This window comes from Photorhabdus asymbiotica (genome assembly GCF_003634575.1).
GTDB classification, from domain to species: domain Bacteria; phylum Pseudomonadota; class Gammaproteobacteria; order Enterobacterales; family Enterobacteriaceae; genus Photorhabdus; species Photorhabdus asymbiotica.
Genome location: NZ_RBLJ01000003.1, coordinates 680,684 through 701,862, shown reverse-complemented (window position 1 = coordinate 701,862; position 21,179 = coordinate 680,684). Strand labels below are relative to the sequence as shown.

At 41.9% G+C, this 21,179-nt stretch carries 14 protein-coding genes and 2 pseudogenes; 12 read left to right on the top strand and 4 right to left on the bottom strand.

Annotation, left to right across the window (positions count from 1 at the left end):
- Positions 1–422: 422 nt before the first annotated feature.
- Positions 423–704, top strand: a pseudogene (locus tag BDD30_RS15350) (transposase); the annotation flags it as partial.
- A gap of 65 nt (positions 705–769) precedes the next feature.
- Here BDD30_RS15350 and BDD30_RS15345 read toward each other — a convergent pair.
- The 3 genes from BDD30_RS15345 to BDD30_RS15335 form a co-directional block, all read right to left on the bottom strand.
- On the bottom strand, positions 770–1,645 hold the full coding sequence (locus BDD30_RS15345; RefSeq protein ID WP_041382282.1) for a glycerophosphodiester phosphodiesterase family protein: 876 nt from the start codon (positions 1,643–1,645) through the stop codon (positions 770–772).
- A gap of 96 nt (positions 1,646–1,741) precedes the next feature.
- On the bottom strand, positions 1,742–2,260 hold the full coding sequence (locus tag BDD30_RS15340; RefSeq protein ID WP_041382280.1) for a sigma-70 family RNA polymerase sigma factor: 519 nt from the start codon (positions 2,258–2,260) through the stop codon (positions 1,742–1,744).
- Between the two features lie 120 nt (positions 2,261–2,380).
- Complete coding sequence (locus tag BDD30_RS15335; RefSeq protein ID WP_231849144.1) at positions 2,381–4,687, bottom strand: TonB-dependent hemoglobin/transferrin/lactoferrin family receptor; 2,307 nt, start codon at positions 4,685–4,687, stop codon at positions 2,381–2,383.
- A gap of 246 nt (positions 4,688–4,933) precedes the next feature.
- Between BDD30_RS15335 and dinB the strand changes: the two genes are divergently transcribed.
- Positions 4,934–5,989, top strand: coding sequence for a DNA polymerase IV (dinB, locus tag BDD30_RS15330; RefSeq protein ID WP_041382278.1), 1,056 nt, complete (start codon positions 4,934–4,936; stop codon positions 5,987–5,989).
- Positions 5,990–6,041: 52 nt separating this feature from the next.
- Here the strand turns inward: dinB and pepD are convergent, their stop codons facing one another.
- Positions 6,042–7,502 carry a beta-Ala-His dipeptidase gene (pepD, locus tag BDD30_RS15325; RefSeq protein WP_041382276.1) on the bottom strand — a complete coding sequence of 487 codons (1,461 nt, stop codon included), beginning with the start codon at positions 7,500–7,502 and terminating at the stop codon, positions 6,042–6,044.
- A gap of 256 nt (positions 7,503–7,758) precedes the next feature.
- Here pepD and gpt point away from each other — a divergent pair, with 256 nt between their 5' ends.
- The 10 genes and pseudogenes from gpt (at position 7,759) to alaS (ending at position 20,950) form a co-directional block, all read left to right on the top strand.
- Positions 7,759–8,220, top strand: a complete 462-nt coding sequence (gpt, locus tag BDD30_RS15320; protein ID WP_041382274.1) for a xanthine phosphoribosyltransferase — start codon at positions 7,759–7,761, stop codon at positions 8,218–8,220.
- 14 nt (positions 8,221–8,234) lie between these two features.
- The gene (gene frsA / locus BDD30_RS15315) at positions 8,235–9,485 is read left to right on the top strand and encodes an esterase FrsA (RefSeq protein WP_041382272.1); all 1,251 of its coding nucleotides are present in this window, start codon (positions 8,235–8,237) and stop codon (positions 9,483–9,485) included.
- 247 nt (positions 9,486–9,732) lie between these two features.
- On the top strand, positions 9,733–10,836 hold the full coding sequence (proB, locus tag BDD30_RS15310) for a glutamate 5-kinase (protein WP_041382270.1): 1,104 nt from the start codon (positions 9,733–9,735) through the stop codon (positions 10,834–10,836).
- Between the two features lie 9 nt (positions 10,837–10,845).
- Positions 10,846–12,099: a glutamate-5-semialdehyde dehydrogenase gene (proA, locus tag BDD30_RS15305; RefSeq protein ID WP_015835337.1), complete on the top strand. Its 1,254-nt coding sequence runs from the start codon at positions 10,846–10,848 to the stop codon at positions 12,097–12,099.
- A gap of 176 nt (positions 12,100–12,275) precedes the next feature.
- Positions 12,276–12,800: a shikimate kinase AroL gene (gene aroL, locus BDD30_RS15300; protein WP_015835336.1), complete on the top strand. Its 525-nt coding sequence runs from the start codon at positions 12,276–12,278 to the stop codon at positions 12,798–12,800.
- Between the two features lie 99 nt (positions 12,801–12,899).
- Positions 12,900–14,765, top strand: a pseudogene (aas, locus tag BDD30_RS15295) (bifunctional acyl-ACP--phospholipid O-acyltransferase/long-chain-fatty-acid--ACP ligase); the annotation flags it as partial.
- A gap of 56 nt (positions 14,766–14,821) precedes the next feature.
- The gene (lplT, locus tag BDD30_RS15290; protein WP_049795267.1) at positions 14,822–15,991 is read left to right on the top strand and encodes a lysophospholipid transporter LplT; all 1,170 of its coding nucleotides are present in this window, start codon (positions 14,822–14,824) and stop codon (positions 15,989–15,991) included.
- Positions 15,992–16,001: 10 nt separating this feature from the next.
- Positions 16,002–16,505: a nicotinamide-nucleotide amidase gene (gene pncC, locus BDD30_RS15285; protein ID WP_015835333.1), complete on the top strand. Its 504-nt coding sequence runs from the start codon at positions 16,002–16,004 to the stop codon at positions 16,503–16,505.
- A 103-nt stretch (positions 16,506–16,608) separates the two neighbouring features.
- Positions 16,609–17,682 carry a recombinase RecA gene (recA, locus tag BDD30_RS15280; RefSeq protein WP_015835332.1) on the top strand — a complete coding sequence of 358 codons (1,074 nt, stop codon included), beginning with the start codon at positions 16,609–16,611 and terminating at the stop codon, positions 17,680–17,682.
- Between the two features lie 637 nt (positions 17,683–18,319).
- Positions 18,320–20,950: an alanine--tRNA ligase gene (gene alaS / locus BDD30_RS15270; RefSeq protein ID WP_015835331.1), complete on the top strand. Its 2,631-nt coding sequence runs from the start codon at positions 18,320–18,322 to the stop codon at positions 20,948–20,950.
- Positions 20,951–21,179: the final 229 nt, after the last annotated feature.

Here is a 21,179-nt window from a genome sequence, read left to right as displayed (position 1 = left end):
GCGGGAATAATAATTTTAGGCATCTTAGTTTTATCTAATTTGGGCTTATATACCCTTCATCTTTCAAGTTGCTGCTTTGTTGGCTGCTTTCACTCACCCCAGTCACATAGTTATCTATGCTCCTGGGGATTCGCTCATTTGCCGCCGCGCTGCAACTCGAAATCTATTACGTATAGATAATTTTCTATGCATCTCCCGATATTAACCTTAACCTAATTCTGTTCTCATCCCTGTAAGCACCGGGAACAGCGGTTGAAATAAATCGAATTACCACTTCATTCATGGTTTATCTCCGTAGATACGGAGAGCATGTGACTGAATACTATGCAGGATAGAAAGAATTAGGGTTTATCTTGGAGTACGTGGTACCCCTGTGATTATAAAATTACCAGTATGACTTATAAATTTATTGCATATCTTTAGATGAAACCTGTCAGAGGTTATTGGAAATCCTTGGGGTGGTGCCGTTGAACGCCACGGCCGCCGTTGCCGCGATGGGAGAAATTTCAGCCTTTAAGTCAGGGCGGGAGTTCGCAGCCTATACAGGGCTGGTTCCTAAACAAACAGGTTCTGGCGGTACAGTGAAGCTGCTGGGGATAAGTAAACGTGGCGACACCTACCTGCGAACACTGTTTATCCACGGAGCACGGGCGGCGGCATCTTTGCGGGTAAAAGAGCCGGGCCCGTGGATAACAGAGCTACAACTGTTCGTCGATGTCAGAACAACAAGGGCCTTGCAAACTGGGATGCGTTCATACAGAGAAGAATGTCAATTTGTTTTAAAAGTACTGAACAGTTTGGGAGAATCCACCAGCACACCATCGGCACCAAGCTCTTCAGCTTGTTTGAAATCTTCCTCAGTTTTAATGCCAAATAAAATGATGTTGGCGCCACCTTTAGCACGGAAACATTTCATTGCTTCGTTATCCCATGTTAATACTGATTTGGAGCGCGCTTCACCAAGCGTATATTTTTCAACAACTTCTACGTTACGGCGCATTTCCAAACCGTACCAGCGAGCGGTGTCGGTATTTGCAGGGATATCACATTGATGGGCCATGGTAATATTTGCCAGCATGGTGCGGGTTTTATCACGGTTTTCAAAGCGCTGAATCTCTTTTGGTAATGCGTTAAGGTAGGTTTCGTCAGTGGAATAGAAACGGGTACGAGTAAAAGCCTTCTGTTTGGCCAGTACTTTTTCTAACTCTTTGGCTTGTTGTGCTGGATCTGCATCCGGTGATTTTAAATCGATATAGAAGAAAGTATCTGGGTATTTTTTTAAGACTTGTTCCAGAGTAGGGATACCTAATCCTTTATTACGGAATGGATGGTCACTATCAGAGCCAAATTTGTAACCCGCATCGAATTTTGCCAATTGTTTTGCTTTATAGGCAGAAATAGGCCCGCTTTTATTGGTTAGGCTATTCAGATCTGATGGACGATAAAGTACTGGAATGCCGTCTTTTGAAAGCTGAATAGTGATCCAGATAGCATCTGCTTTATTCTCTAAGGACTTAGAAATTGCATACTCGGTATTTTCAGGTGCATCACCCGTACCAGCACGATGGGCGATAATTTGTGGTGTTGTTGCGAAAGCGCTGACAGAGCAGCAAAGTAGGATTGTCGCGGTAATTCCGTGTCGCATAGTTTTCTCCATAATATCCAGTTAAATTAAAATAATTAACGTTTCAAATGATTTCATAATGAAATCAATTTTGAATGTAACACGGTTTTTTAAATTTTAAGTAAGAATTTGAATTTTTTTACATTTGTTATGTGCTTGTTGTAAGTACTGTTTCACTGAACTGGAGGAAATATCAAGCTGATCCGCTATTTCGTTGTAACGCAGACCTTGTAGTTGTGCCAACAGAAAAGCTTCTTTTACCCGGTTAGGCAATTTATCAAGCGTGATTTCTAGTTTTTCAAGCTGTTCAAATGCAGCGAGTTTGCTTTCTGTAGAAGGAATGGCAGTTTCTGGTATGGAATTTATGTATTCCAAATAGTTCTCTTCAATTTTTCTCCGACGGTAGTAATTGGCAATGAGGCAGCGGGCTACAGTTGCCAGAAAAGGTCGCGGTTGACGGATATCTGATAAGTTTGAGTTAGACAGAACATTCAGGAAAGTGTCCTGAGTAAGATCTTCAGCATGGCAGGGGCAGGAGACTTTATGGCGTAACCAGTTATATAACCAGTCATAATGCTCAGAATAAAGTTGGTTAGCAAAACTATTAGACCCAAATATGGCTTTCTGCGTCGGCATTATGATTTTTAACAACTCTAACAAATGATAATGATTATTATTTTAATATAATCGTTGGCTGTCAAGTTATTGTCATGAATGAGTCCCTTCATGTTATAGAAGGGACTCTCAGGTGGGATATCAGAACTTCTGGGAGACACTGAATTTAATGTTACGCCCAATTCCGGAGACAGATTCGCCGAGGTATGGTTTATAATCGCGATTAAACAGGTTATTTATTGTTACACGTGCTTCAAGCCCTTGCCAGAAATCAGGTTGCCAACTGGCGAATAAGCCATGCAGTGTATAACCTTGGCTTTTGGGTATTGACCAGAGGGTTGCCATTGGATCTCCATCTTTAGGCGATCTGTCTTGTTTACGGACAAAATCTCCGGTCCAGCCCATTGCCATCTGCCATTGAAGGATTTTTATGCCTAACATGGCACGGGCAGAGGTTGGTGGAATTTCCGCAATCCAGGTTTTATTACCCCAAGGATCGCGAGGTGAAGCATCTCTCTGACCACGGATAGTTGAATAAGAAAGTTTTCCGAACAGGTAATTGCTGTCGTAGAAAGTCTCAATTTCCAGCCCTTGAATGGTGTATCCCGGTAAATTGCGGTAGTTGGATAAAGGTTTTCCGCAGTCCGGTGATTTACACACTATTCCACGACGGACAAATATTTCATCCTTGCCTCTATTACGGAATAAAGTTGTACGGATTTGCAAACTATCTCTGTCTGCCAGCAGACTATTGAAATTCAGAATCGCACCGAAGCGTAAGCCCGTTATTCTCTCTACATCCAGGTTACGGCTGGTGGCAGTGATACTTGCCTTTGCATATTGCATTTCATACTGTTCATCTACCAACGGAGCGCGCCATGTCCGGCTGATATCCGAAAATAGCGACAGGTTTTGGGTTGCTTTCCACATGATACTAAAATGAGGAGACCAGCCAGTATAGGTGACATTGCTGTAATCATGGCCTACATTTGGTGAGTTATCATTGTAGATTGCCGCGATATTGGGTTTGCCAATATTGGTGATATGGTCATAGCGAACACCGGGTGTCACAGTAACACTGCCGATAACCATCGTATCCTGCAAATAGAAACTATTCGTTTTTTGCTCGCCTGAAGGCATATAGGTTGGCTGAAAATAGCCATAATTATATTCAGGTCTTTTGTCTTTACTTTTATCATGAATTAGGGTATTACGCTGATTTTTATGCCAACGAACCCCAGCTAATAATGTGTGCTCTATTGGTCCGGTTATAAAATCACTTTTGTTATTTATGTCTACTAAGTTATCTACATAGTCGATCCAACTTTCATTTCCCAATGAACCAATAAAACCGTTATGGGCTTTTTTAGAGCGTTTATCATGCTGTTCTGTTTTCGAATAGGCATAGGTTGCTGTCAGGTTAAGTAATGGATTGTCCTCCGGTGCAATATTCCATTTAGCTGTGTAATTTTGGTCTGTTTGATCGCGATAAACCAATTTCTGGCGCCAGGCTTCATTCCAACCATATTTTTCAACGTCGGCTTCTGACGGAACAGCTATTTCATCACGTTTTGCGGCCCACGGTTGCCAGCCATTAGATTCAGAGCGCATAGCGGAAAGCGTTAATGTGTGAGTATCGTTTAAATAAAAGTTAGTTTTTAGTAAGTAGGATGCTTGATCACTTTTGGAAAAAGCAAAGCGGGTACCATCCGGTCGTTTAATATTGCCGCCATCTCGTTTGCTCATATATAACAGGCCATCAGCAAAGCCTTCTATTGTCCGGCCATAAACGGCACTGCTATAAATATTTTGTCGGTCATTGGTGTGATAACTGTATTTCAGCAATCCACCAAAATCTTCCCCCGGGCGTAGTAAATCACTGGCATCTTTGGTGACAACTTTAACTGTTCCGCCAAATCCGCCATTACCATCAAGTAGATTATGTGGGCCTTTATCGACATTTACTCGTTTGATTAATTCAGGTTCAATGAAGATAGATCCCTGGCGATATTTTTCGAAACCTTTTGGTGCATCATCCAGGGTGACTTTTACGTCTTCTGTGTCGCCCATTCCCCAAATATTCAAGGTTTGACCTCCTGGACGAGGCGAGCCTGACATGGAAACGCCGGGAAGTTGATTGAGCAGCTCGGCTATATTGTCCGCTTGAGTGCGTTCAATATCCGATTTTTTCAATACTGAGCTTCCTGCACTGACGCTATTGTTTAAGTCACCAACAACTGAAAGTGCAGGAAATGCGAGCACTTTTTCTGATTTTTCCGGCTTTTCTACAGTTTTTTGCACCTCATTTTCCTGTGCGGCCAGATAATTGGGCAGACCTGCACTAAGTGCGATTATGCCTGATAAGGCATAATGAATAGTGCGATTAATTTGCTGTGTAGTCGTTGTTGCGGAGGCTTTTTGCGGTTTCCTACTATTTTTAATAGTCATAAACACCCCTCAAATATCATTAAATAAAAGGATCGTATTTTACAGGTCACTTAACGAAGAAAATCGGGTAGAAAAAAGTTAATAACGGCATTAACTTTTTTCTGGTTGATTAAGATATTTTCAGAACTGAGTTCCAAATGCCTTTTCACAGGAACACGATGAGGCACTCTTGGTTTTGTCATTGGATTGAACTCAAGTGTATTAATCTGTATATTTATACAGTTTTTGGTGATTGGTCGAAGCAGAATGCGAAAGATTATTCATGTAGATTTGGATTGCTTCTACGCAGCGATTGAAATGCGTGATAATCCGTCACTCCGTCATATTCCAATAGCGGTGGGTGGCAGTGCAGATAAACGAGGTGTTATCAGCACGGCTAATTATCCTGCTCGTCGTTTTGGGGTACATAGTGCAATGCCTACGGCAATGGCGCTGAAACTCTGTCCTCAGCTTAAAGTTCTTCCGGGGCGTATGGCACTGTATAAGGAAGTTTCCCAGAATATCCGTCAGATATTTTCTCGTTATACTGAGTGGATAGAGCCTCTGTCATTGGATGAAGCTTATCTGGATGTCACTGATTGCCATCATTGTTATGGATCTGCCACGCTTATCGCACAGGAGATCCGTAAATCCATTTTTGATGAATTACAATTGACGGCATCAGCCGGTATTGCACCGGTGAAATTTTTGGCAAAAATCGCTTCCGATATTAATAAACCGAATGGGCAATATGTCATTCCTCCTGATCGAGTGGCTGATTTTGTTAAGGTTTTACCTTTGGGAAAAATTCCGGGGGTTGGCAAAGTCATGGTGCAACGGCTGACTAATATGGGGCTGGAAACTTGTTCTGATGTACAAAAATATGACGTCATTGTTTTGGTAAAACAGTTGGGGAAATTTGGTCAGGTACTTTGGGATCGTTGTCACGGTATTGATGAACGATTGGTGAATCCAGATCGTCTGCGAAAATCAATTGGTGTGGAGCAGACACTTGCGAAGGATATTCATCAATGGGAACAGTGCACTGAACTGATAGAGAGTTTATATCTGGAATTGGAAAAACGATTGAGTAACGTTAAACCTGATCTTCGGATTGCCCGTCAGGGGGTTAAATTGAAATTTGAAGATTTTCAATTAACAACTCAGGAGCATGTTCATCCACTATTGGATAAGCAGGATTTACTACAATTGGCCCAGAAAACATGGACATCTCGCCGGGAAGGGCGTGGCGTTCGTTTAGTTGGTTTGCACGTGACTTTGCAGGACCCAGAAATTGAGCGGCAACTTTTATTTGAATGGTAACTTGCTTGAATGGTAATTCCCCTGCCATCACATCAAGGCAGGGGAGAGTTGATTAAGCTTTTTCAGGAATGGCTTTCAGGACTGCGGTCAGAAGTTGCCAATATTGCCCGACACTCTTAATGTGAACCTGTTCGTCAGGGGAGTGAGCGCCAGTGATAGTTGGCCCGATGGATACCATGTCCATATCAGGGTAAGGTTTCTTGAACAGTCCACATTCTAGTCCTGCGTGGATCACCATAATATTAGGTGTCTTATCGAATAGCTGTTGATAGGTTTCACGTACCAAGTGCATGACTGGAGAATTTGCATCTGGTTGCCAGCCAGGATAATCACCTTTAGCGGAAATTTCAGCATTTGACAATTTAGCCAGAGAAGAGAGCATACTGATGACGTAAGATTTGCCGCTATCGATAAGCGAACGGATTAAGTAAATAATGTTTACCTTATCTTGTTCCATTGCAACAACGCCCACATTTAGGGAAGTTTCTACTACACCTTTGATGACATCACTCATACGGATAACACCGTTGGGAGTACTGTTTAGCAATGAGATAAAACAGTTTTGGCAGTCATCAGTTAATGCCTGAATATTGGTTTCAACTTCTTCCAGCAATATCGTCAGGTTCTTCTCAACGATGGCATATTCGTTTTTCAGTATGTCTAGGTATTTATCTTTCAGTTGGGTAAGCTGTGTTACTTTATCGGCGGGGATGGCAATAATAACATGGCCTTCGCGTGGAATAGCGTTACGCAGAGTGCCGCCTTGGAAATCGAGCAGTTTTAGCGCTAACTCTTCAGTATGGACGGCAAGGAATCGTGCCAGAAGTTTGTTGGCATTACCCAGCCCCAAATGGATATCACAACCGGAATGCCCGCCTTTGAGACCTTTGATTATCAGTTTTAATGTTTTGTAGTTAGCCGGAACCTCTTCACGAGTCAGTGCTAAAGTTGTCGTGAAATCGATACCGCCAGCACAACCCATATAAATTTCGCCTTCTTCTTCTGAATCGGTATTGATTAAAATATCAGCCTTAAGCCAGCCCGGTTGCAGGCCAAAAGCACCATCCATTCCGGTCTCTTCCGTCATGGTCAGTAAAACTTCCAGCGGACCATGTCTTACATTGTCATCAGCCAGTACAGCTAATGCTGATGCCAGACCAATACCGTTGTCAGCACCGAGTGTTGTACCTTGTGCAGTAACCCATTCACCATCAATATAAGGACGGATAGGATCTTGAGTAAAATCATGCTCTGTATCGTTATTTTTCTGCGGCACCATATCAAGGTGTGCTTGCAGAACAACTGACTTGCGATTTTCCAGCCCTTTACTGGCTGGCTTTCTGATCAGAATGTTGCCAACCTGATCGCGTTCAACATGTAAGCGTTTCTCTTGCGCCCATTGCACAATGTGAGTTGCCAGCGCTTCTTCATGATAAGAAGGGTGAGGAATAGAGCAGATTTTGGCAAAGATGTCCCATAGAGGTTGAGGGGATAATTGTGATAGTTCTGACACGACGAATCTCCTGTGACTGCATTTCAATAAGATGAAAATACTAATCTCTACCCGAGATATAGGTTTTATTATTACGAGCGCTTAACGCTATGATGTTATTAAACTCAGAATACCACTTTCTTTTAGTAAGAATAATATGATTCGTCGATTCCCTGTTTCCGCTGGTTTTTACTCACTTAAATCACTATAATCTCGCGCAACTTTTTTCTGCAAAAAATCTTTTCTGAAATATTCTTAGTTGCCGGGATCAATTCTTATGAGCGAAAAATACGTCGTAACCTGGGATATGTTACAAATACATGCCCGTAAATTGGCACAACGTTTGCTTCCTGTCGAACAGTGGAAAGGCATCATTGCTGTCAGTCGTGGGGGCCTTGTACCTGGAGCGCTCCTTGCGCGTGAACTGGGCATCCGTCATGTGGATACAGTCTGTATTTCCAGCTATGACCATAATAATCAACGTGAGCTGCAAGTATTGAAGAAAGCAGAAGGTGATGGTGAAGGTTTCATCATCGTCGATGATTTAGTTGACACTGGTGGCACCGCTCAGGCTATTCGTGAAATGTATCCAAAAGCTCATTTTGTGACTATTTTTGCCAAACCGGCAGGTCGTCCTTTGGTTGATGATTATGTTATTGATATTCCACAAGATACCTGGATTGAGCAACCTTGGGATATGGGCGTGGTATTCGTTCCACCAATTTGTGAAGGTAAATAAAGTCAGCATTGGTTATGGCAAAACAGAATCTTTCAGAATCACTTTTTAAGCCAAAGCAAAAACATCAGGAAACCTCTACGCTGATAAAACACCGCTATCCACGATTGATTGCCGGTAATTACAATACGCTGGACGGTAATAGCCACGGTCGTTGGTATCGTATGATTAACCGGCTGATGTGGATTTGGCGAGGAATTGATCCATTTGAAATAGAAGAAGTATTGTGCCGGATTGCCATAACAAGCTCTCAACGTAGTCATGATGATTTATTGGATACTGTAGTTGGATATCGTAAAGGTAACTGGGTTTTTGAGTGGTCACATCAGGCTATGTTCTGGCAACAGAAAGCATTGCAAACCGGACAAACTCCAGAAGCTGGCAGTTTTTGGTTGAAAGCAGCTAATTTGTATAGCATTGCCGGTTATCCCCATCTTAAAGGTGATGAGTTGTCTCAACAGGCAGTTATTTTGGCAAATAAAGCTTATGAAAATGCAGCTCATTACTCTAACTATCAGTTGAGGAAAATAGAGTTCAAACTGAAAGAAGGTGGTTGTGTGACCGGTTTCCTTCACTTGCCTCAACAACTGCAAGGGCCGTCTCCAACCATTTTGGTTTGTGGCAGTTTAGATAATTTGCAAAGTGATTATTATCGGCTATTCCGCGATTATTTGGCTCCTCTCGGGTTTGCTATGTTGACGGTGGATATGCCTTCAATTGGTTATTCTTCACGTCTAAAGTTGACACAAGATACCTGTACTCTTCATCAGCAAGTCATTCATCAATTGAGTGAAATCCCCTGGATTGACCATACCCGGGTTGGCATCTTTGGTTTCCGTTTTGGTGCTAATGTCGCTGTCCGGTTAGCCTATTTGGAGCCTAAACGTATTAAGGGAATTGCGGTTCTTGGTGCTATTGTTCATGAATGGCTCAATAATGTTGAGCGCCAACAAAATGCGCCAGCAATGTATCTTGATATGTTTGCCAGTAGGTTGGGTATTGATAATGTGGATGAAAATGCGTTTCGTCTCGAACTCAGTTGTTATTCTCTTAAAAAGCAAGGTTTGTTAGGTCGGCGTTGTCCCGTTCCTATGTTGGCTGGTTACTGGCAGAATGATATTTTCAGCTCGAAAGAAGAATCGAAGCTGATAGCAATGTCGTCTATGGACAGTAAATTACTGGCTATTCCGGCGACTCCTGTTTACAGCAGTTTCGATAAGGCGTTACAAGAGACCAGTCAATGGTTGAAAAATAAAATCTGTTATTAATTATTTTTACTTGATGATTTTAACCAATTTACAGGATTCCCCTAAATGCTTTATCGGAGCTATTGACTCTTGCAAATTAAAACAGCATGTTCTGAAGAGTTAGCGCATTTTCAGTTGAAATTAATAGCATAAGCTTGTTTTAAACTAACATTTTTTTAATTTAGCATGATGCCTGTTGGCATTATGCTTTTCTCCTGTTAAAACTGAACACTGTTTTCTTCAAATTAAATATAACGGCAGAAATATGATGAATAGCAGCCAAACATTGGTTGTGAAACTGGGAACAAGTGTATTGACGGGTGGATCGCGTCGCCTCAATCGAGCCCATATTGTGGAGCTTGTTCGTCAATGTGCTCAGCAACATGAAAAAGGCCACCGCATTATTATTGTGACTTCCGGTGCGATTGCGGCAGGTCGGGAACATCTGGGATACCCGGATTTGCCTGCCACTATTGCTTCTAAACAATTATTGGCTGCGGTAGGTCAAAGCCGGTTGATTCAGTTATGGGAACAGCTTTTTTCTATTTATGGTATTCATGTTGGACAGATGTTATTGACTCGTGCAGATTTGGAAGATCGTGAGCGTTTTTTAAATGCCAGAGACACTCTGCATGCTTTGCTCGACAATCGTATTGTTCCTGTAATTAATGAGAATGATGCGGTTGCTACTGCTGAAATTAAAGTTGGTGATAATGATAACTTATCTGCCCTGGCAGCAATTTTGGGTGGAGCAGATAAGCTGTTATTGCTGACTGATATTGAAGGGTTATATACCGCTGATCCACGTAGTAATCCAAATGCAGAACTTATCCCGGAAGTTTATGATATCAGTGACGAATTACGTATGGCTGCTGGTGATAGCGTTTCTGGTTTAGGGACGGGGGGAATGGCAACTAAACTTCAGGCTGCGGGAATTGCCGGTCGTGCCGGTATTGATGTGATTGTTGCAGCGGGCAGTAAATCTAATGTCATCTCTGATGTCATTGAAGGTAACCCGGTAGGTACTCGCTTCCATGGGTTGGCAAGCCCAATGGAAAACCGTAAGCGTTGGATTTTTGGCGCACCTCCCGCAGGTGAAATTATTGTTGACCACGGTGCCGGAACGGCAATCTGCGAAAAAGGCAGCTCTTTATTACCGAAAGGGATTAAAAATATTAAAGGCAATTTCTCCCGAGGAGAGGTTATCTGCATTCGTAGTCTATCTGGCAGGGATTTGGCACGTGGTGTTAGCCGCTATAATAGTGATGCTTTGCGTTTGATAGCCGGTCATCATTCACAGCAGATAAGCCAAATCCTCGGTTATGAATATGGCGCTGTTGCGGTTCATCGTGACGACATGATCGTGAGTTAAGGATTCATAATGTTAGAGCAAATGGGAAAGGCTGCCAGAGAAGCCTCATGGCAACTGGCACAGTTAAGTACAAAACAGAAAAATCAGGCATTAATCCACATTGCAGATTTGCTGGAGCAGGAAAGTGCTGTCATTCTTGAAGCTAATCAACTTGATATGATTCAAGCCCGTGAACAGGGAATGAATGAAGCATTGTTGGATCGTCTGTTACTGACATCTGAACGTTTGACAGCGATCGCGAATGATGTTCGCCAGGTATGCCGTTTATCTGATCCGGTTGGACAAATAATTGATGGCAGTTTGCTCGACAGTGGTTTGAAGCTGGAGCGTCGTCGTGTACCCCTTGGTGTGGTTGGGGTGATTTATGAAGCGCGCCCTAATGTGACTATTGACGTTGCATCTCTGTGTTTGAAAACCGGTAACGCGGTTATTTTGCGTGGTGGTAAAGAAACTCACAACACCAATCAGGCAACAGTTAAAGTGATTCAGCGCGCACTTGAACAGAGTGGATTGCCTGCCGCAGCTGTGCAGGTGATAGATAAACCGGATCGTGAGTTAGTCACTCAGCTACTGAAAATGGACCGTTATGTGGATATGTTGATTCCGCGTGGTGGTGCTGGGTTGCATAAACTGTGCCGCGAGCAATCAACTATTCCGGTTATCACTGGAGGTATTGGTGTCTGCCATATTTTTGTCGATGAAAGTGTTGATTTTAATCAGGCATTGACTGTAATCACTAACGCTAAGGTGCAACGTCCAAGTGCCTGTAATGCTTTGGAAACTTTGCTGGTACATGAGAAGATCGCGGCAGACTTTTTACCTGCGCTGAGTGAAAACATGAAAGCACAGGGGGTTACCCTCCATGCTAGTAAATCAGCAATGGAATTTTTGCTAGAAGGTCCCGCTAAGGTCGTAGAGGTAACAGAAGTAGATTACAGTGATGAATGGCTATCTCTGGATATGAATGTAGAAATTGTCAGTGATATTGAGCAGGCAATTAACCATATCCGTACATACGGTACATCCCATTCTGATGCAATTCTGACGCAATCTTTGCACAATGCTGACTATTTTGTTCGTCAGGTGGATTCCGCAGCAGTTTATGTGAATGCCAGTACTCGCTTTACTGATGGTGGACAATTTGGTTTGGGAGCAGAAGTTGCAGTCAGCACTCAGAAACTGCATGCCCGTGGCCCAATGGGATTGGATGCGTTGACTACATATAAATGGGTTGGTTATGGCGATGATCTAATCCGTCAATAATCTGTTTTATTGTTACCCCAAAAGCGTATTTGATTAATTGAGATATCAGTAGAATCATGCCTTGGGGTAGTTTTTTCCATGTATCATTAACTTTTGATTTTACGTTGATGTAAGGTACTGGTTACTATAGGTGCTAATATATTTTTAATGATGAAATTTACCAAGGATATCAAGCAATGAACCCAATATTGTTTATTGTAGGTGCACGTGGAGCAGGAAAAACGACGGTTGGAAAACTATTAGCGAATGAATTGTCGTACACATTTATTGACACTGACCATCATATTCAACAAACCAGTAATATGACAATTGCTGATATTGTTAATCGGCAAGGGTGGCAACAATTTCGGCAATTGGAAAGTCAAGCCTTGCAACAAGTTAGTCAAAAAAATCGGGTTATTTCTACTGGTGGCGGGATCATTCTTTCAGCTGAAAATCGCCAGTATATGCAACAAAATGGTATGGTGATTTATCTTCAGGCTTCAGCTGACATATTAGCAGAACGATTAATGCAGCATCCGGAAAATACTCAACGCCCTAGTTTGACAGGAAAATCTATTGTTGAAGAAATGGAAGAAGTGCTTGCAGCAAGGGAAAAACTCTATTGTGAATGTGCAAATCATATTATTAATGCACAACTTTCACCGGAAAAAATTACAACTTGTGTGAAAGAAATTATTCTTTCCAGAATAATCTCTTAACGCTATTTGAGAATTTTTTTATTTGAAAATAAGAATATTATGGTATTGAATAATAAATAGTATTTTCTATTTATTTTTCAAATAAGCTGAGATACGGATATGTTGTTTAAATTTCTAAGGTTTGTTTTTCGTTTGATGTTTCGTTTAACAATAGAAGGGGATATTAAACAATTTACCTACCCAAAATGTCTTATTACACCTAATCATGTCTCTTTTCTTGATGGTGTTTTGTTAACACTTTTCTTACCAACCAAGCCGGTATTTGCTGTCTACTCCAGCATTGCCAACCTAGGTTTTATGAAATTTGTAAGGCGCTATGTTGAAATAGTTCCTTTAGATCCCATCAATCCCATGGCAGTCAGGTTACTCGTCAGAGAAATAGAAAAAGGACGGCCAATAGTTGTCTTCCCTGAAGGGCGAATTACTGTTACCGGTTCTTTGATGAAAACCTATGATGGGGCGGCTTTTATTGCAGCGATATCAGAAGCTGTGATAGTTCCAGTGCGTATTGAAGGGTTGGAAAAAACGATATTCAGTCGATTAAAAGGTATTTTCAAACTTCATCTTTTTCCGAAGGTGACAATAAAAATCCTACCAGCCACGCAATTACCGATGCCGGATGCATCTAACGCGGAACAGAAACGTCGTTTAGCGGGAGAACGCTTGCATCAAATAATGATGAATGCACGAATGGCAGCTCGTCCGCAAGAAACAATATTTGAATCTTTATTAGCTGCACAGAAACGATTTGGCCGTTTTAAGCCCTGTATTGAAGATATTTCTTTTAAAGAGGATAGCTATAACAGCTTACTTAAGAAAACACTGAGTATCAGCCGTATATTGCAGCGTTTTACCTGTCAGGGTGAACGTATCGGTCTTCTTTTACCAAATTCTACTATTATGGTGTCTGTTATATTTGGTGCATCTTTGAGAGGAAGAATACCGGCTCTGTTAAACTATACGGTAGATAGTAATGGGCTGAAAAATGCTGTAACAGCAGCCAGTATTAAGACTATTGTGACTTCCCGGCAGTTTCTGCAAAAGGAGAAGTTAACTAATTTATCTGAACAGGTTACTGAAGTTAACTGGGTTTATCTTGAGGATTTGGTAGGTACAGTGACTTTTCTGGATAAATTATGGATCTTGTGGCACCTCTTTTTTCCGAAGCAAGCGATGGTGGAACAAAAACCTGATGACGACGCTTTGGTGTTATTTACGTCCGGTTTAGAGGCTGTACCAAAAGGGGTAGTTCATAGTCACTCCAGTTTATTGGCCAATGTGGAACAGATAAAAACCATTACTGATTTCAATCCACTTGATCGTTTTATGTCTTCTCTACCATTGTTTCATGCATTTGGTTTGACTGTTGGTCTATTGACTCCTCTGTTGGCTGGTTGCCGGATATTTCTCTACCCAAATCCATTGCACTATCGGGTGGTATCAGAATTGGTATATGAACGCAATTGCACTGTATTATTAAGCACATCCACTTGCCTGGAAAATTATGCCTCTTTTGCTCATCAATATGATTTTGCACGTCTTCGCTATGTTGTGGCGGGTGTTGAAAAGCTTTCTGAAAATACTAAGCGCATTTGGCAAGATAAATTCGGTATTCGCATTTTTGAAGGGTATGGAATAACAGAGTGTGCGCCAGTGGTTGCATTGAATGTGCCGATGATGGCTAAAGTTGGTACTGTCGGGCGAATTTTGCCGGAAATGGAATTCCGTTTGATATCGGTAGCAGGTATCAAAGAAGGAGGATGTTTGCAATTACGAGGTCCAAATATGATGAAAGGGTATCTGAGAGTTGAAGATCCAAATCATTTGGAACGACCATCGGTGGAAGATGAATATGGGAATATCCAATTTGGTTGGTACGACACTGGAGATATTGTTTCAATTGATAAACAGGGATTCTGTACTATTCTCGGTAGAATGAAACATAAAATAACTGAAGCTGGACAGGAATAACAATTGTGGATAAATCTTCTGTTGTTGCTCAACCGTTATTAACCCGCGGCATGAAAGCAGTATTAATATCGCAGTTTTGTTCGGCGTTTGCAGATAATGCTCTGTTTTTTGCAATTCTGGCACAGTTGAAAGCGCAGTTTTACCCAGACTGGAGCCAGCCGATATTGCAAATCGTGTTTGTCCTTGCGTATATTTTATTAGCGCCTTTTGTGGGGCGAATAGCAGATGGCTTCTCAAAAGGCAGAGTGATGTTATTTGCTAATAGCTTCAAGTTATTGGGCGCGCTTAGTCTTTGCCTGGGTTATGATCCATTTTTTGGTTATGCCTTGGTTGGGATTGGTGCAGCATCATATTCACCGGCTAAATACGGAATCTTGGTTGAACTGACCGATGGTGATCGTTTAGTAAAGGCTAATGGTTTGATGGAGGCTTCAACCATCATGGCTATTCTCATTGGTTCTGTTGCTGGTGGTTTTTTATCTGATTGGAATTTGATAGTCGCGTTATTTGCTTGTGCATTAATATATGGTATCGCTGTCATTGTTAATTTCTTTATTCCTCGATTATCGGCAGTCCATCAAAATAAGGATTGGAATCTGAAAAGGATGCTGACAGACTTTATTTCAGCATGTTGTATTCTTTGGCATAACAAAGGAGCACGGTTTTCTTTGGTTGGCACCAGTTTGTTTTGGGGAGCGGGTGTAACATTGAGATTTCTGTTGGTCTTATGGGTACCTGTCGTTCTGGGAATTACGGATAACAGTACACCGACAGTACTTAATGTCATGGTGGCGATTGGGGTTATTATTGGTGCCGGTGTTGCTGCCCGTCTTATTACTTTAAAAACAGTGTACCGTTGTATGCCGGCTGGCATTTTAATTGGTGTGATGGTGGTAATTTTTGCTGTTCAGCAGAATATCTGGGCTTCTCATATCATATTAATTATTCTCGGTATTTTCGGGGGAATGTTTGTTGTTCCATTGAATGCATTATTGCAGGAAAGAGGCAGACAAACAGTTGGCGCTGGTAATGCAATTGCAGTGCAGAATTTAGGTGAAAATACAGCCATGTTGCTGATGCTTGGTTTGTATTCACTGGCCATTAAAATAGGTGTCCCGGTTGTTACTGTAGGAATAGGTTTTGGTATGTTATTTGCGCTGACAATTACTAGTTTGTGGATTTGGAATCGGTTTCAGAAAAATGGATCTTTTTCCGGATAAAAGGTGGGTTATGGATGAAAAAATTTTGACTCAGCTTAGTATTGAGCTGGGAACGAAATTGAAACAGCAAAAACTGTGGGTGACCTTTGCTGAATCTTGCACAGGTGGTTGGCTGGCGAAAGCAATCTCGGATATTGCGGGGAGTTCCGCTTATTTTGACCGGGGTTTTGTGACGTACAGTAATAAAGCTAAACATCAGATGCTTGGTGTATCAGAAACGGTTTTACGACAACATGGTGCTGTCAGTGAGCAGGTTGTGAAAGAGATGGCAACAGGGGCATTGAAAGCAGCGCAGGCAGATCTTGCCGTTGCTGTCAGCGGTATCGCTGGGCCTGATGGTGGCAGCGAAAAAAAACCTGTTGGTACAGTATGGCTTGGGTTTGCATACCGTACAGCAAATGGAATAAAGGTTGTCACCCGTCATTGCTGTTTTAGCGGTGATCGAAATGAAGTTCGCCTTCAAGCTGCAATTTATTCTCTAGAGACGTTGCTATCAGAGATTATAAAAAATTAGCTTGATGCTGTATGATTATACAGTATAATTGCAGGCAACATTTTGTTCAGACAATTATTCATCGGCAGTGAGGTAACCTTTCATTGCTTACGAGGGAGTAAAAATGGCTATTGATGAAAATAAACAAAAAGCACTGGCTGCGGCACTAGGCCAAATTGAAAAACAATTTGGTAAAGGTTCCATTATGCGTCTGGGCGAAGACCGTTCAATGGACGTTGAAACTATCTCCACTGGTTCACTGTCACTGGATATTGCGTTAGGTGCTGGTGGCTTGCCGATGGGGCGTATTGTTGAAATCTATGGTCCAGAATCCTCTGGTAAGACAACGCTAACATTACAGGTTATTGCCGCAGCACAACGCGAAGGTAAAACCTGTGCGTTTATTGACGCTGAACACGCTCTTGATCCTGTATATGCTAAGAAACTGGGTGTTGATATTGATAACCTGCTGTGTTCTCAACCAGATACGGGTGAACAAGCTCTTGAGATATGTGATGCGCTGACGCGTTCCGGTGCTGTTGATGTCATTATTGTAGACTCCGTTGCTGCTTTAACACCAAAAGCCGAGATAGAAGGGGAAATTGGCGATTCTCATATGGGGTTGGCGGCGCGTATGATGAGCCAGGCAATGCGCAAATTAGCGGGTAACCTGAAAAGCTCTAATACACTGTTGATCTTTATCAACCAGATCCGTATGAAAATCGGGGTCATGTTTGGTAACCCTGAAACGACAACCGGTGGTAATGCACTGAAATTCTATGCTTCCGTCCGTCTGGATATTCGTCGCATTGGCTCTGTAAAAAATGGTGAAGAGGTTATTGGTAGTGAAACCCGCGTTAAGGTTGTGAAAAACAAAGTGGCAGCGCCATTTAAGCAAGCAGAATTCCAGATTATGTATGGTGAAGGTATCAACACTTATGGGGAATTAATCGACTTAGGTGTGAAGCATAAACTGATAGAAAAAGCAGGTGCATGGTACAGCTACAATGGCGATAAAATTGGTCAGGGCAAAGCGAATGCTACTACCTACCTGAAAGAGCATCTTGAAATTGCTACTGAGTTGGATAAAAAATTACGCGAAATGCTGTTACATAATGCTGGAGAATTTAGCAGTGCCGCTTCTGACTATGAAGACGGAGACAGTGGAAGCGAAGAGATTAATAACGAAGAATTTTAGTCTAATTGTATCGATAGCCTGTATTAGCAAAAATTTCCATAAACCCTGTCTAATATTGGACAGGGATAAAAACGAAAGTAATGCGTTGTGTTCTGGATATAAGTGGTGAAATATACCCAATAAATTTCGAGCCGCAGCGCGGCGGCAAGTGAACGAATCCCCAGGAGCATAGATAACGATGTGACTGGGGGGAGTGAAAGCAGCCAACAAAGCAGCAACTTGAAGGATGAAGGGTATATACTGTTTTTGTCTATGTGGAATCTTATATAAGATCAGTTCGGCACAAACAGCCATGGCCTGTGAAATGGTAAGTTTCTTGTAATAAAGACTGGAGATATTACGTCGGTAAAATTTTATTACTAAACTTAGTTTACTATTAAACTTAAACCGCGTTGATGATGGTGCGGTTCCTCCCTGAGAGAGCAAGTGTTATCCGTATAATGCGATCATGCTTTCAGAAAATACCCAGACGATTTACAATGTCGCCAGCGAATGGATGTATCTGGGATTTTACTTCTAATGGAAGAAATTTTATCTTATCCCCACTTTGTTTATTCGTGAGTTGAAAATAGGTGATGAAACATTCCACCTGACCAATTCATAAATCTGTTTTTTCCAGCTTGATTTCGGGACAATTATGAGCAAAAGCACCGCTGAGATCCGTCAAGCGTTTCTCGACTTTTTTCATACTAAAGGGCATCAGGTAGTGCCAAGTAGTTCTTTGGTTCCAAATAATGACCCAACGCTACTATTTACCAACGCAGGAATGAATCAGTTTAAAGATGTATTTCTTGGACTGGACAAAAGATCTTATTCCCGAGCAACAACTGCTCAGCGCTGTGTTCGTGCCGGTGGTAAGCATAATGATTTAGAAAACGTAGGTTACACCGCGCGTCATCATACTTTTTTTGAGATGTTGGGTAATTTCAGTTTTGGTGACTATTTCAAACATGATGCTATTAACTATGCTTGGGAACTTCTGACTGGCAAAGATTGGTTCAATTTGCCTAAAGAAAAATTATGGGTGACTGTCTATCATACAGATAATGAAGCCTATGATATCTGGCAAAATAAGGTTGGAATACCCGCAGAAAGAATTATCCGCATTGGTGATAACAAAGGTGTCCCTTATGCATCAGATAACTTCTGGCAAATGGGTGATACCGGACCTTGCGGCCCTTGTACTGAAATTTTCTATGATCATGGTGACCATATTTGGGGGGGGCCGCCTGGAAGCCCAGAAGAAGATGGTGACAGATATATCGAAATCTGGAACATCGTTTTTATGCAGTTCAACCGCCATGCTGATGGCACGATGGAACCATTGCCAAAACCATCCGTAGATACGGGAATGGGGCTAGAGCGCATTGCGGCTGTACTACAGCATGTCAATTCCAACTATGAGATCGATCTGTTTCGTGACTTGATTGCTGCTGTAGCTAATGTTACTGGTGCTACAGATGATCTGAATAATAAATCTTTGCGGGTTATTGCTGATCATATTCGTTCATGTGCTTTCTTGATTGGTGATGGAGTCATACCTTCTAATGAAAACCGTGGTTATGTGCTGCGCCGTATTATCCGCCGCGCTATCCGTCACGGTAACATGTTGGGGGCTACAGATACTTTCTTCTATAAGCTGGTTGCGCCATTGATAGAAGTGATGGGCGCTGCGGGAGAAGGGCTTAAACACCAGCAAGCAATTGTTGAGCAAGTCTTGAAGACAGAAGAAGAGCAATTTGCCCGTACTCTGGAACGTGGGCTTCAGTTGCTGGATGATGAACTGGTAAAACTGTCTGGTGATATCTTGGATGGTGAAACCGCATTCCGTCTGTACGATACCTATGGTTTCCCTGTAGATTTAACCGCTGATGTTTGTCGTGAGCGTAATATTAAGGTTGATGAAGACGGTTTTGCAGTAGCAATGGAAAATCAGCGTCGTCGCGCGCGTGAATCAAGTGGTTTTGGTGCTGATTATAACGAACTGATTAAGGTTGATGAGCGCAGTGATTTCTCTGGTTACGATCATAACGAACAGCAGGCAAAAGTAACTGCTATCTTCCGTAATGGTGAATCAGTCAATCAAATTCAAGCGGGTGAAGAAGCGATTGTTATACTGGATAAGACGGCTTTTTATGCTGAGTCTGGTGGACAAGTTGGTGACTCAGGCATTCTGAGTAATGCCGATTGTGCTTTTTGTGTTATTGATACACAAAAATATGGTCAAGCTATCGGCCATATCGGTAAGCTTGAAAAAGGGACCTTAAGTGTAAACCATGAGCTCAATGCGGTTATTGATGTAAAACGCCGTGATGCGATCCGTTTAAATCATTCAGCAACTCATCTATTACATGCGGCACTACGTCAGATTTTGGGTGAGCACGTATCTCAGAAAGGCTCCTTGGTTAACGATAAATATCTTCGTTTTGATTTCTCGCATTTTGAGGCGATGAAACCGGAACAGATCCGTCAGGTAGAAGATCTAGTTAATGCTGAAATTCGTAAGAATTCATCTGTCATTACTGAATTGATGGATCTGGAAGCAGCGAAAGTTAAAGGGGCAATGGCACTATTTGGTGAAAAATACGAAGAGAAAGTCCGTGTACTCTCAATGGGGAATTTTTCCACTGAATTATGTGGAGGAACTCATGCAAGCCGTACCGGTGATATTGGTTTATTCCGTATTACTGCCGAATCAGGCACTGCTGCTGGTATACGTAGGATAGAAGCAATTACAGGCAAAAAGGCACTAGAATCTGTATATCAACAGTTCGATTTACTTCAGGATATTGCTCAGCTGGTGAAAGGTGATATCAATAACCTGAACGATAAGGTACGGGGAATACTGGATAAAACCAAAGTACTAGAAAAAGAACTTCAACAGATTAAAGATCAAAACGCAGCACAGGAAAGCTCTTCTTTGGCAAGCAAAGCGAAAGAAGTGAAAGGTGTGAAGTTATTGGTAAGCCAATTAAATAATACAGAACCTAAAACGTTGAGAACTATGGTCGATGATCTGAAAAATCAACTAGGTTCAGCAATTATTGTGCTTTCTACTATAAGTGATGATAAAGTCAGCTTAATTGTTGGTGTCACAAAGGATCTGACTGCTAGAATAAAAGCAGGTGAATTAATTTCTTCTATAGCTCAGCAAATCGGTGGCAAGGGTGGAGGCCGTCCTGATATGGCTCAAGCGGGGGGTTCTGATGTTAAGTCATTACCGTCTGCTTTGGATAGTGTGGAAGATTGGGTAGCATCGCGTTTATAAGCGGTATTACCTAAGTTACCTGAGTTTTAAAGGCACCATAATAGTTGTTTTATGGTGCCTTGAAATCTTGTTGTGAAATTGTTAAAAGGTTGAGTGCATATTTATTTATTTTGGCTAAACTATAATATGTAGGAAATGCGCTCAAAATTGCTTATACTTTAAGCATATACCATTGTTTTACGTTTTCACGGTGTTTGATGGATAATAGCGGGGAAACCTAATGACCCGA

Coding starts and splice junctions, on each gene's coding strand:
- proB (WP_041382270.1), top strand. CDS start 9,733: ATGAATAGCAGCCAAACATTGGTTGTGAAACTGGGAACAAGTGTATTG.
- recA (WP_015835332.1), top strand. CDS start 16,609: ATGGCTATTGATGAAAATAAACAAAAAGCACTGGCTGCGGCACTAGGC.
- pncC (WP_015835333.1), top strand. CDS start 16,002: ATGGATGAAAAAATTTTGACTCAGCTTAGTATTGAGCTGGGAACGAAA.
- gpt (WP_041382274.1), top strand. CDS start 7,759: ATGAGCGAAAAATACGTCGTAACCTGGGATATGTTACAAATACATGCC.
- aroL (WP_015835336.1), top strand. CDS start 12,276: ATGAACCCAATATTGTTTATTGTAGGTGCACGTGGAGCAGGAAAAACG.
- BDD30_RS15345 (WP_041382282.1), bottom strand. CDS start 1,645: ATGCGACACGGAATTACCGCGACAATCCTACTTTGCTGCTCTGTCAGC.
- proA (WP_015835337.1), top strand. CDS start 10,846: ATGTTAGAGCAAATGGGAAAGGCTGCCAGAGAAGCCTCATGGCAACTG.
- lplT (WP_049795267.1), top strand. CDS start 14,822: ATGAAAGCAGTATTAATATCGCAGTTTTGTTCGGCGTTTGCAGATAAT.
- BDD30_RS15335 (WP_231849144.1), bottom strand. CDS start 4,687: ATGACTATTAAAAATAGTAGGAAACCGCAAAAAGCCTCCGCAACAACG.
- alaS (WP_015835331.1), top strand. CDS start 18,320: ATGAGCAAAAGCACCGCTGAGATCCGTCAAGCGTTTCTCGACTTTTTT.
- BDD30_RS15340 (WP_041382280.1), bottom strand. CDS start 2,260: ATGCCGACGCAGAAAGCCATATTTGGGTCTAATAGTTTTGCTAACCAA.
- dinB (WP_041382278.1), top strand. CDS start 4,934: ATGCGAAAGATTATTCATGTAGATTTGGATTGCTTCTACGCAGCGATT.
- frsA (WP_041382272.1), top strand. CDS start 8,235: ATGGCAAAACAGAATCTTTCAGAATCACTTTTTAAGCCAAAGCAAAAA.